Here is a 13,458-nt window from a genome sequence, read left to right as displayed (position 1 = left end):
TTATTTTTTATAAATCACACCTTCCTTAATTACAGTGTGGATATCTTTTGTATTGGAGATATTTTCTAATGGATTGGTGTTCAGCAGTAATAAATCTGCTACTTTGCCTTTTTCGATTGTACCAATCTCGTTTTGCTTGTTAAAAGTTTCTGCAGCAATCTTGGTAGCAGACTTTAAGGCTTCAAAAGGTGTAAAGCCACAATCCTTCACCAAGCTTTCCAGTTCGTTGTGAATGTATGGCAATTCTTGCTCGCCCAAATAATCGGTACCTGCAGCTACTTTCACTCCCATTTCGTGAGCTTTCTTTGTGAAAATTGCTGCTTCTTTTAATCCATTTACTGTTCCATGATAGCAAGTAGCATCCAGAATAATGTTTTTCTCCTTCATTTTTTCGAACAGCATATCCAATTCAGGGAAATCGAACTTGAATTTTCCATAGTATTTCTCGTAATTGTCGAACATACTCATCGACAAAGAAGGACACTGTTCCCATTTCAACATCTCGGCATGCGACATCACTTCCATTCCAGCATTTACCGCATCCATAGGTTTGGCCGACATCACTGTGGCATGTCCCCAAACGCCAAGGCCTTGCTTCTTTGCTTCCTGAGCTAACTGATTTAGTAAATCCGGTTGAATCGTTGCATATAACTTTACACCCGAAGCTCCTGCATTCTTTGCTTTTGTCATGGCGTTCTGAACATTCGTAGAAGAATCAACAGCTTGTGTACAAGCATTGAATTCTGTTGTTCCCATCTGCTTGTAATAGGATGGTCCGGCAAAGAAAGCCGAGTAGTAAATCTTAGGTGATTTGATTTCAAAACTTGAACTCTTTTCCTGTAAGACTTTCAAAACATCTCCTTTGCCACCAACATCGCGAACAGAAGTAATTCCACCAATCAACATCTTTTCAAGCAGATTTTTTGAATAAATCATATTCTCTGCAAAATTCTTGTGTTGTCCTGTAGTAACATGCACGTGGGCATCAACTAAACCTGGTAAAAGGTATTTACCTGTGGCATCAATCACCTCCGCATTTTTAGGAATTTTATTTCTATCCTGATAAATGACATCTCTAATTCGACCATCTACAATTAAAACACTTCCTTTTTGGATGGGATGATTCGTTAACATGTTGATGATGTATGCATTTTGCACATACAATGTCTTCTTCACTTTCTCTTCCGCCTTTACATTTAGGCATAGCAAAGCCAGGAGACTCAAAATAATACTTCTGGTCATGATATTGGTATTTGAATAAGATTGAAAAATAAACTGATCTTTCAGTCTATTTCAAGATTGAAGTCAATGTGCAATTGGCATATTTTACCAATTGCACATTTATTAATTGAATTTAGTATCCTGGATTTTGTTGAATTCCCGAACGGTCAATTTCCAATTTAGGAATTGGCAACGCAAAACGAGGGCTGTTTGCAGGTAGTCCTGAACCATCAGGTCTGGTGAATCCCATTTCCAAACGCTTTAAATCGGTAAAACGGAATCCTTCAAAAGCCAACTCTCTGCGACGCTCATTCATCACTTCTGTCAACAAATCGCCTGAATAATCGCCAATGCCACGGGCATTTCTTAAAGCATTCAAATAATTGTCAGCATCCGATGCACCAGTTCGCGCTTCCGATTCTGCAATAATCAAATACAATTCAGGAACACGAATCAATTTGATATCTACAGCACCTGCATTATAGTTATCGTAATCCGCAGTTCTCATTCCAACATGTTTTTCAGGATAGTAATTTCCCGATCCCATTGGATCTGATTCAAAATAAACATCAAAACGAATGTCATTCGCCTGATCGTACAGATTTAGTAAATCATTCGACACATAATATGGGAAACTTGAATACAAAGGAATTGCAAACATGGCTGCATTGGAACCATTATCCTTTTCATCGAATCTGATTCTGAAAATAATCTCATTGGAATCATCTTGTCTCCATTGATTTTCTAAAGCTGAAACATCCGTATCTAAATCATATCTTGTATCCTTAAGAGCTTCTTTTGCAAACTTAATGGCATTTTCATAATCACCTGTTTCGTGATACACACGAGCCAACAAAGCCTGAATGGCAGTTTTCGATATGCGATAAGAATTCACATCATTAGTTGCCATTTTTTCTGCACGATTTAAATCATCCAACACATAGGTGATCACTTCCTGAACGGTATTTCGTGGCTTTTTCACCAACAATTCATCGCTATCCAAACGATAAGGAACTGCTAATGCATCCTTACTTACGGCATAAGCAGGAGCAAAAAATCGATACAAATCGTAATGGATTAATGCTCTCTGTGCCAAAGCTTCGGCAACAAACTGATCCTTATTTTTCAAAGAACTATTCTGACCATACTTGATAATTGAATTGGCATTGTTAATCGATTCATAAGCAATACGCCAAAATCCTCCCAACTGGAACGATTGATAATCGTAATTCAAAGGATGAATATCAGCGTGAGTATTTTCAAAAGTAAACCCATATTGACTTCCCGCAATGATATCATCATTAATATTTTCCGGAATGGTATAAATACAGAAATTGTATCCCAAAAAATCTTGTTTCATGGCAGCATATACACCATCCAAAGCTGTTCTGAAACCAGTTTCTGTTTCGAATAATGTTTCTGGTGCTACTTCATCTAAAGGTTGTTTCTCAATAAACTCATCCTCACAGGCCGAGAATCCCACAAGCAAGAGTAGTAAACATGTATATTTTATAATTGACTTCATCATATTCTCATTTTAAAAATTAGCACTTATTCCAAAAGAGTACCCTCTCAATACAGTTGAAGATAATCCTACTCCACCCATCGTAGCATATTCAGGATCAATATAATCTACATCGGTAATTGTAAACAAGTTTTGAGCTTGCACATAAAAACGCAATTTGTCAATACCAATTTTGCTTGTTAGGCTATTATCCAAGGTATAACCAATGGTTAGGTTCTTTAACTTCACATAGTCAGCATCTTGCAAAAATTGAGTAGAATTTTGATAATCAGAATCAATTCGACGTGTTAAAGGTTGCCAGTAATTCAATGCTCGAACTGCCAATTGAGATTGATCTCCCGCTTGTTTCCAGGCATTGTTTACATCCTTGTGCTGATTCATCCATACATCATTTCTTAATTTATGATTGGCACTATTCACTACATAATGACCTCCTGCAAAGGAAATTAAGATTGAAGCATCGAATTTTTTGTAATGGAAAGTATTGGTTAAACCTCCAAAATACTTAGGATTTCCTGTTTTATTAGTAACACGCTTTAAAGCTGTAATATCTGACTGGTTAGGAGTTCTGACATTGGTTTGATATTCTACCAATAAATCATCTGCTCCTGTAGCATCAGGGTTTACATACATGTTGTAACCTGTTTCAGGATTCACACCAGCCCACTCTGCAAGATATAAAGATGCAATTGGATTACCTTTTTTATAGGCCACCGTACCCAATTCAATAATTTTATCATCTTCAATTAACTCTCTAATTTCACTTTTGTTGTAAGAAAAATTGAAGTTGGTAGACCACATAAAATCCTTTGTAGAGAAATTGGTGCTACGTATTGAAAATTCGAAACCTTTATTTCTAAAGTCACCAATATTAGAGGTCAAACTTTGAAATCCCGATTGTAATGGAATCTGAACATTATTGATCAAATCATAAGTATCGCGAATGTAAAAATCTAAAGTTGTATACAATTTATTTCTCCAAAGCCCTACATCCAAACCAACATTTCTGTTCTTGTTCTTTTCCCAGGTAAGATCAGGATTATCTCCACGGTTCAAAGTTGCCACGTCATTCCCATCATAAGATTCTCTAAAATCATACAAAGAAACAGAAGCAAAATCACCAATACGGTCGTTTCCTGAGGTACCAATACTACCTCTTAGTTTTAAGGTACTCAATGCACTTTGGTCGTTGGCAATATCCTTGTGAATGTTCCATGAACCTCCAAGGGCCCAGAAATTCCCCCATTTGTGTTTGTCTCCAAATCGAGATGAACCATCTCTACGTAATGATGCTGTAATATTGTAGGTATTAGCAAAAGAATAGTTCAATCTGCTAAAATAACTTACCCCGCCTGATTGTGATTTACTCTCTTTCTGAGAATCAATATTTTTCGCTGAGTTAATAATTTGAACGGCATCGGAAAGAAATTCCTTGGCATGTCCGTAATAGCTATAGCTTTCATTCTCTATAAACTCCGTACCCACAACCACATTTACCGAATGATGATCGAACTCTTTATCGATACTAGCAGTTAAAGTTCCAGTGACATTGTTGTTATCACCATTGTTAATGGTTAATTTTCCACCTTCAATGATAATTTTTTCGTAGTTATGCCCTTTGGAATGATTATAATTCCCTCCAATATTACCACTCAATGTTAACCAATCAGTAGCCTGATAGGTTAATTTTGCTGTACCCAAAACATTTCTGCGTACTGATTTTATATCTGTATTATCGCGTATGAATAATGGATTATAAGCAACCCCATAAGAGTTTGTCGCGTAGCTCAGATTACGTAAAGGATCTCCATTCTCATCGTAAACCTCTTCCCATGGATTCAACAAAAAGGCATTGGATACTGGACTACCCGTAACTCTTCTATCTTTATTGTTTACATTACCATAAGTACCAGAAAGGCCAAGTGTTAAGTTCTTAGCAATCTCAAAATCGAATTTTAAACTTGCTGTATATCTTTCGTAATTACTGCCATAAATATTATCAACCTTATTGTATGATAATGAAGTGTAATAGTTCATTTTCTCATTACCTCCAGCAATCGAAAGGTCATATTTTTGATTCGCCTCATTGTCAAGCATTAATTCTGACCAATCAACATCGTTACCCGAAGCACGACGTTCTGCCAACAAAGCCTGTGCAGCGACATCATCTGCAGGGTACAAGCCCAAAGACTCCTCATAAGACAATTTCTCAGAAGCATTCATGATATCATCACGGAATGATTTGTCTGGTCTTTTGGTACCAAAACTGGCATTAAATGTCACCTGAGGTTTTGCATTTTTCTTTCCTCGTTTGGTATTGATAATGATAACACCATTTGATCCTCTAGATCCATAAATTGCTGTTGAAGCAGCGTCCTTCAAAACACTGATTTCCTCAATATCGCTGGAATTGATGGTAGAAGAGTTAAATCCTTCAGGCATTTGCACACCGTCAACAACTACCAAAGGAGAAACGTTACTCGAGATAGAACCAATCCCTCTTAAAATAATATCCGGAGAAGCATCTGGACTAGAAAAGTTCTCCTCAACATACATCCCAGGTACAATGCCAATCAAAGCATCGGCATAGGAAACATTCTGTGTGTTTTGTAGAACGACAGGATCAACTTTTGTAGTTGCTCCAGTCGCTCTTTCTCTTGATATGGTTCCATAACCAATCACAACTACTTCTTCCAATCCTTCAGTATCCTGGAAAAGTTCAACATTAAGAACTAACTGTCCAGTATAGTTTTTCTCCTGAGGCAACATTCCCACAAAAGAGAAAATCAATACGGCATTTTCATCTTCCATTTCCAAAGTATAGTTCCCATCAATATCGGTAGCAACACCTGTGCTGGTTCCCTTGATCACAACAGAAACTCCTGGAAGAGGAATCCCATCTTTATCGGTCACCTTACCTTTAATTTCTTTCTTTTGTTGTTCTAATTCAATAACTGGCTCTGGTTTTTTGTCCACAACCATAATTACATTTTCTTCAAAGCGACATTCTAAACTACTTTTGCCAAAAATTTCATTTAAAACTTCTTCCACAGTTTTACCAGCGGCATCGACACTTACACGATCTAATTCCTGAATTTTCTCTTCACTGTAAATAAAACTCAAACCTGTTTGAGACTTGATTTCATTTAGAACTTCCAATATCGTAGCATCTTCAAATTCGAAACTAACTCGCTGGTTTTGCGAAAAAACTCCTGCCGTTGCACTTAGAGATAGTGCCAATGTTAAAAAGAGTACTAGTTTCATTTCCAATAGGATTTTCAGCCATTTCCGTTTCGGGAAATGAACCAACAAATGATTTTTTTTCATAATTTTGTATTGAAATGAGTTAACATTTGAATAGAAACCGCCAAGTATCTATTCGATTATTGATTTCGAAACGGGAGGATCTGCAAATCCTTCCGTTTTTTATTTATACCGATTTGTTTCTAAAATGCCGAATTGCTTCATTTCTCTCGCATTTCGCCTTTAGAAATCTATCGGCATAATACGTACGGCATTATAAGATCGAAATCGTATTAGGTTCTATTTTGCCATCACTACTATGGTATTCTTGTTGATTTCAAATTTTGCATTCGAGGTTTCCTGTATAAAATACAACAAACTTCTCACGTCAGCATATCTTTCCATATCACCTGAGAATCGATAATTTTTACATTCTTCATTCATGTAAAATATCTTCACATTGTACCATCGTTCCAATCGAAGCATGATATTTTCCAAGGATTCATTCTCAAAAACAAAGTCTCCATCTTTCCAGGCAATGTATGGTCGTACATTTACTTTTTTGATATCTATTTTACCTGATTGCATGTCTGTCAAGCCCAATTCGCCAGGCTTTAATTTTGATTCTTCTCCCCTTGGATTCGGTCTTACACCAACCGATCCTTCAACCAAAACTGTTTTTATCTCATCCTGATTATAGGCATTGATACAAAACTCCGTTCCATATACCTTAACTTCCTGATTGTAAGAATTTACAACAAATGCCTTCTTTTCATTATGAGCTACATCGAAATACGCTTCTCCCTTTAGATACACTTTTCGAACATTACCCGTAAATTGAACTGGATATCTTAATTCCGAATCAGCATTCAGCCACACCCTGGTTCCATCTGCCAATTGCATATTAAACTCGTTTCCGCGTTCAGTTTTTAATGTATTATAGATTAGTTTATCTGATTTTGTAGCACTCTGGGTGTATTCAAGCCCTGTTCCAGAATCCAATTGAATTAAGGAACCATCCTCTTCTTTGATCTTTTTGCTTTGGTCCTCGATATCAACTTGCCTTCCTGTAGACAAAATCAATTGAGCACCTTTCTTTCCCGGTTGAATAGCTTGGTTTGCCACAATCATTTCCTGATTTTCCTGGTATTGATTCCATAAGTAAGGGACAGAAAGGCTTAAAATAAGAATTACACTGGCTGCAGCTGCAATCCAGGTAATGTAACGAACACTAGAGTTAATTCGATTCTCAAACTTCTTCAGTTCTTTATTTGTATCAATTTGTTTGGATTTTAAACTCCAACGAACAAACAAAGATTTTTTCAAAATCTTCTCATAGATCTTTTGGTTCTCTTCAGAAGAATGAATCCATGTTTCCATAGATTTTTTCTCTTCATTCGTGAGTTCACCTGAAATGTAATCTACAATTTCCTGGTATTTTTGATCACTAATGTTCATTTTCTTTCCTGTATATGTGTACTTTCACTACAAGTACAGGAAAAAATCAAAAACGGTTGACAAGAATTTCTATTTTTTTAAGAAAAAGTATAGAAGAAAGAAATCTCCAAGTTTCTCGGAACTAGCTCTAAGTGTTTTAAGTGAACGTACCAATTGAGTTTTAACGGTAGATAAAGAAACATTTAACTCATCTGCAGCTTCCTGGTATTTCATTCCTTTTAAGTAAATACATTTTACCACCTCACGTCCACCAGCAGGTAATTTCTCAACTTCTTCAAGAATTTTGGCTACTATTTCTTCTTTATTGGATTCAAACTCATCATAGATTTTATCAAAACTCTCAATATCAGCAGTATTTTTGAGAATATCTACTTTTTTAATTTTATTAAAACAGGCATTTTTAACCGCTACATGCAAGTAGGAAGCTAATTTGTCAGAATTCCAATTGCGGTAAGTTTTTTTTCTCCAAATGCCAACAAAAAGATCCTGTACCAAGTCTTGAGATTGATCCATATCATTTAAAAAAGTATCGGCCCAAATCACTAGGGATTCAAAATATTTTTTAAATAGTAGATTCATTCCCTGCTTATTATCAGCAGCTAACAATTTACATATGTACTTATCGGTGGTTCTCATGGTTGAATTAGGTGCTTCAAAGCTTGCAATTTTTTTTGTTTTGTGCAAACTGTAATTTTTCAATACCTGGAAACCATTCCTCAACTTGTTTCAGGACCAGGAAAAGAATAAATACCCAATGCCTTTATAAAATTTGTGCATTGCGGCAGTTGATGAATATTAGTCCAAAATAAAAAAGCAGCCACTCCCAAATGTGGCTGCTCCATCTACTAATCAACATATCTATTTCATCTTTACCCTCGGAATGATTTCGAGTTAGTTTTAAAAAATTTACAAGTAATAGACAATATAGATAAAGCTTTTATTACAATTTGTAAATCGCATTGGGCTACGAAATAAAGTCTATTTTAGTTCTCCATTTAAATAGCTTACAGACCATAAGGTCTTCCTATCTTCTTCAGAAGCAAGTTCTATTGATTTTGCTGCAACTTGCTTTGCCTCTTCACTTCGACCTGCTTTATGGAGTAACTGAGCATAGACATCGGTGTTAAAAAATTTGGTTTCCAACTCCACCGAACGCTTGATGATAGTGATCGCTTTGTTTAATAAATCTTCGCTTACCTTTTGTTGAGACATTACAACACCCACAGCATTCATATACAAAATCATCCAACTGTTCATTTCATATTCTAATGCATAATCAACTGAAGCAACCATATACTTTTGCCGATCACCCAATTCTCTTACTTTTGCCAGTTCCATCCTTGCAAGAATTTTCGCTCCCAAATAAGAGTCCAATTCAACTATTTCCTTTTCCTTTAGAGCCAGTTGTTCTGGAGTTCCTTTGCGCGACACAGCAGTTAGCTCATTCATCAAAACCGTTTCTATATACTGATCTACAGCTACTTGATCTACTACAGTATAAAATTCTTTTTTGTTTTTTAAAATAAAATGAAAAACAGGACTAGAGCTGGTCCTTGCTACTGATGTGATCAAATTATAATCATCTGCATTAATCAATTCTTCTGGTTTACATTGATTAAAGATTTGTTCGGTAGCTTCTTTTGCATCGGCTCCTGCTTTTGATGCCCGTGCAAGATACTTTCGAAGGAAATTTAAACTGCGGTCACCATCTTCATAGCGTTGGGCTATTGCATTCCAATTGTTTGTTGAGTCCATAGCCAAAACTGCGGCATCGAGTATCTTTTTAGCCTTTCCTCCACCTACTACCCGGTGTTGCATCCTCCCTTTGGAGTCCAACCACAGAAGAGTTGGGAATGCTTTAACCTGATATTTTTTTAGTAAGTTTTTCCCCTCATCCGATTCCATATCCATCTTTAGGTTTATAAAATGATCATTGTAAAAACTGCCAACCTCTTCTAAGGTGAAAATATCGTTTGCTAATCTTTTACAAGGGCCACACCAAGTTGTGTAACAATCCATGAAAATCATTTTATTTTCCTGTTTTGCTTTTGCCAAAGCTTCGTCAAATGTTGTTTTTTCAAAATTGATTCCCTGGGAAAAAACACTACTACCATAAAATAGAATAAGGACTGATATGAGTATCTGTTTCATTTGTTATTTCTTTAGTATTACGCAACGCGTATTAAAACAGGGCAAACCTATTTTTTTAAATACATTTGCCCTGGCTGTAAATTATTTGTATCGTAACTATATTAAATAAAGGCATAATAAAAAAATTATGCCTTTGATGTTTAAATGGAATTCTTATACACAATATCAACTATTTTCCCACAAATATTTTCATATGATTTGGTAACCTTACCTGTTCGATCCAAATAATATAAAGAAGCATTTTTATCGGATCCAGAATTATCATAAACTCCAACTTCAAGCCTTTCTCCTTCAGAATCATATCCATGCTTAAAGTACGATATTTGAGATCCTGCTGGATATTCGTAAAACTTAACAGGCTTAGCTTTTACATCATCGTAATTGTATCTGTAAATAACATTATCCTTTGTAAAAAATAGATATTTTTCTGTGTTCGAAGCTGAAAACAAGGTGTTCTCATCAATCAATTCCGACGCTACAAATTCATTTTCAGATTTCAGATCATATACAAACATATATTTAGAACCATTAAAGCCATAACTACAGCCATATTCTGTTATCGACGTTCCATTTTGGACATAAAATCTAGCCTTATCTTCAGACCACATACTTCCTCCGGGTTCCGACATCATGTATAACATTTTCCCTGGCATTACAAGCTTACGTCCTCCGGAAGAAAAATCTACATTGATTCCCCAAACACCAGAAGAGTACAATTGTCCCGTTTCTGCTCCATGTAGAATATTTAAACCTGCTTCACCAATATAGTCCACATCTTCCTCAAAATCCGGTAAATTATATTCAAAGTAAGGTCTGTATTTATCACCCATCATTAAATTCAAATAAAAATACCTGTTGTTAACAAGGGAATAAAAACCTGTTCCATCCGATTCCATGTACTGAAAATCGGCATCCTTAGGAATCTCACCAAAAAAACAAACAGATGCCGGAAACAAATACTCAAACTTACTGAAATCAAATATTGCCCCATAATCTGGATATTGATCGGTGTAAATATTCAAAAGCTCATCCCGATTGGGATAAAAATGGCACATTTGTTTTGGCTTTCCTGCCAAAATTTTGCCCCCTGTTACAATTCCATAAACATCTTCTACGATTTCCTCATTTTCTTTTATCAAACAGAGTTCGGAGTTATTTCCTTTTTGGTGTAAAATAAAACTACCATAGCTATAGCTGTTTTTCACAGTCAAAAATGTTGATTCCTTAAAGACAATTCCCGTTCCTTTTGATGTTACCTCGAATACACACATCATTTTTTTAATAGGCACAGTAGCATCTGCTGTAAATCTTAAATCCTTATTCGTAGAGATATAAATCGTGTCATGCTTTATAACACCTACGTTTTTATCCAGATAGTAATCGATCAAATACCATTTGTAATCATAGTCATCTTTATTAAAATCGGAATTCCCTACAGTTAGCTCTGGTGTAACTACAAGTTCCTCCTCGAATTGATAAATACTATAGGCTTCATCAATCCCCTTTATTTCCTGCACATAGGCTAGGTTTTCATATTCATAATTTCCATCATCCTTTAAGCAAGAAACCATAAAGAACGAAGCAATAATTATTACGATATATATTGTATTCTTCATTTGTTTATTTTTTAGTATCAAGTAATTATTTACTTCTTCAATAGCTTTATTCTCACTATTGAAAATTCCAACTCCGAGATATTACAGATATTCTAAAGTTAATTTGCCTCAAACAATAACCTCTTTCCATTCTCATCATAAGTAGGATTTTCTTCAAACCAAATCCTGGATCTTTTAACATAGACCAAAAGTTCTAGATTACTTTCCGGGCTCCACTTTTCATCAGTTACCCCTGAGATTTCAATAAATTTCTTGCATTTTAACGGATGGTAAGCACCTGCATGAGTATCCAAATCTTGCCGCGTCCAGAAATAAGGAGGTTTATTAATATTATTCGAAATTTTAATCTTAAACTCCTGATTGTCTTCTAACCCCACTTTAAAATCTTTAGACTCTTTAAGTTTAAGCGCCAATTCTGCAACCCTATCTTTAAGAGCATCTGTTTTTATGATATTTACAACCAAATACGATGTAAATGTGTTTTTATCAAACACATATTCTGATTGCAATTTCTCAAAATCTACACCTTCTATAGCGGTGGTATTTGCTGTATCTATCTCTACCTGATAGTACCTATCATAATCAGTTGCCTGTCCTGTTAGAGTTAATCTAATCTCAACAGGATGGACCAATACATCATCCTTTAAAAACATAAAGTTAACGGAAGTACTATCCAAGCCTGGCATATTCAATGCACTATACTCTGTATCGTATAATAATTTATCGTTCTTTTCACATCCAATAAACTGAAGTACAAGAATTAAAAAGAACAAGTATTGTAATCTAAATTTATTCATAACATGAGTGTTTAACTATTACTTTCTTCCTCCAAATTGAATTTCATCTTTGGGAAGTGGGAAAATGTATTTTGATTCATCCATAGCTATTATTGCCCCTGAAAAATTTGTCATTCTATCTAAGGCTAAACGTTTGTACATGAAAAATGTCTGTCCTTCACTTAAAAATTCAAGATGATACTCTTTCTTTATCATTTCTAATAATTCAGCACTATTGGCTACATTTTCCACAACCGGAGAAACGCGTTCAGATTTTAATTTATTCAGATATGTTAAAGCTTCAGCGGTATTTGTTTCAGACAAACATTCTGCTGCAATTAGGTACATTTCAGATATTTTAATAAGGGGGACATTAGGATCTGAGTATTCTTCAGCTTCTTCTTCTTTTTCTGGCCGTTCATATTTTGTCATAAAGTATCTATTAATCTCATAAATATCTTTCTTTTGAGTTAACCAATATTTGAACCTAACATCATCACTCGTAAACATTTTTTCTACAGGTGAACTAATGAATAATTGATCATTTCCTTTAGGACTAAAATAATAATCCGAGTTGTCTTTCAACTTATAAGTGTATATTGAAAAAATATGCTCATTGTTAAAAGCGTAATCTTTGTTGTTAATAATATTTCCAGGATTAATAAAAGTGTAATGTTCTGAATCGATTACTTCCTTTGCATAGCTTAATGCCATCTCTTTATCACCTACATACAATGAAACCCTTGCCATCAATGCTTTTATGGCATACAAATTCATTCGGTTATGTCTGTCGATTAAAAATGGATTTGAAGAGTGATTTTCATCGTCATCAATTAAAATTGGATCTATTCCCTCCAATAAAGTAATTGCTTTAGATAAATCAGCATTGATATGCGCAATTGTTTCCTTTGAACTCAATTGCTTAGACACTTCTTTAGAAAATATCGTTACATAAGGAATTCCTACATAATCAGGATTTGAAACATATGGGGCATTAAACATTCGTAGCAAATCAAAATGAACATAAGCTCTTAAACCCAATGCTTCAGCATAAATCAAATTGTAATTGTCTTCTGTAAATGATTCCTTCGACATTAGTTCAATATGCTCAATTATAGTATTACAATTTGCAATAACGTTATACATATCACCCCAAATCTGGTTAATACGCCCCTCTGGTAATTCCTGCACATAATCAAATTTAGCAAGATCGGTAAGTGAAGGACTAAACCTCACATTATAGTTTTGAGCCAAAACATCCAAAGTTCCCATGGTTAAATTACCCCCATAGACGCCTCTTGCCGACATTAGACTATACACTCCTACAAGTGCATCTTTATAGCCAGATTCTGATTCAAACATATCCTCTTCAACAACCTCTGAATCGGGCTTAATATCTAACCAATCAGAACAAGAAGTAAAAAGAAATAAAAAGCAGATTACTATATAAAATTTACTCATAATGCTA

At 35.1% G+C, this 13,458-nt stretch carries 9 protein-coding genes; all 9 read right to left on the bottom strand.

All coding sequences use genetic code 11. The features are described 5' to 3' along the window. The 9 genes from ACKPCA_RS01660 to ACKPCA_RS01620 all read right to left on the bottom strand — a co-directional run bounded on the left by ACKPCA_RS01660 (window position 1) and on the right by ACKPCA_RS01620 (window position 13,451). Window positions 1-1,242, bottom strand: a complete 1,242-nt coding sequence (locus tag ACKPCA_RS01660; RefSeq protein ID WP_321281006.1) for an amidohydrolase family protein — start codon at window positions 1,240-1,242, stop codon at window positions 1-3. A 112-nt stretch (window positions 1,243-1,354) separates the two neighbouring features. Further along, on the bottom strand, window positions 1,355-2,746 hold the full coding sequence (locus tag ACKPCA_RS01655; protein ID WP_321281003.1) for a RagB/SusD family nutrient uptake outer membrane protein: 1,392 nt from the start codon (window positions 2,744-2,746) through the stop codon (window positions 1,355-1,357). A 12-nt stretch (window positions 2,747-2,758) separates the two neighbouring features. Further along, window positions 2,759-6,010 (bottom strand): TonB-dependent receptor, encoded by a 3,252-nt coding sequence (locus tag ACKPCA_RS01650; protein ID WP_321281001.1) that lies wholly within the window; start codon window positions 6,008-6,010, stop codon window positions 2,759-2,761. 279 nt (window positions 6,011-6,289) lie between these two features. Beyond that, window positions 6,290-7,447, bottom strand: coding sequence for a FecR family protein (locus ACKPCA_RS01645; RefSeq protein WP_321281000.1), 1,158 nt, complete (start codon window positions 7,445-7,447; stop codon window positions 6,290-6,292). Window positions 7,448-7,516: 69 nt separating this feature from the next. Beyond that, window positions 7,517-8,131 (bottom strand): sigma-70 family RNA polymerase sigma factor, encoded by a 615-nt coding sequence (locus tag ACKPCA_RS01640; protein WP_321280999.1) that lies wholly within the window; start codon window positions 8,129-8,131, stop codon window positions 7,517-7,519. A 294-nt stretch (window positions 8,132-8,425) separates the two neighbouring features. After that, window positions 8,426-9,598: a thioredoxin family protein gene (locus tag ACKPCA_RS01635; RefSeq protein WP_321280997.1), complete on the bottom strand. Its 1,173-nt coding sequence runs from the start codon at window positions 9,596-9,598 to the stop codon at window positions 8,426-8,428. A gap of 140 nt (window positions 9,599-9,738) precedes the next feature. Beyond that, window positions 9,739-11,214, bottom strand: a complete 1,476-nt coding sequence (locus tag ACKPCA_RS01630) for a PKD-like family lipoprotein (protein ID WP_321280996.1) — start codon at window positions 11,212-11,214, stop codon at window positions 9,739-9,741. A gap of 98 nt (window positions 11,215-11,312) precedes the next feature. Beyond that, window positions 11,313-12,011, bottom strand: coding sequence for a DUF4843 domain-containing protein (locus tag ACKPCA_RS01625; RefSeq protein ID WP_321280992.1), 699 nt, complete (start codon window positions 12,009-12,011; stop codon window positions 11,313-11,315). An 18-nt stretch (window positions 12,012-12,029) separates the two neighbouring features. Continuing rightward, window positions 12,030-13,451: a RagB/SusD family nutrient uptake outer membrane protein gene (locus tag ACKPCA_RS01620; protein WP_321280991.1), complete on the bottom strand. Its 1,422-nt coding sequence runs from the start codon at window positions 13,449-13,451 to the stop codon at window positions 12,030-12,032. Window positions 13,452-13,458: the final 7 nt, after the last annotated feature.

Source organism: Marinifilum fragile, from assembly GCF_963677365.1.
GTDB classification, from domain to species: domain Bacteria; phylum Bacteroidota; class Bacteroidia; order Bacteroidales; family Marinifilaceae; genus Marinifilum; species Marinifilum fragile.
This window is presented reverse-complemented; position numbering and strand designations above follow the sequence as displayed.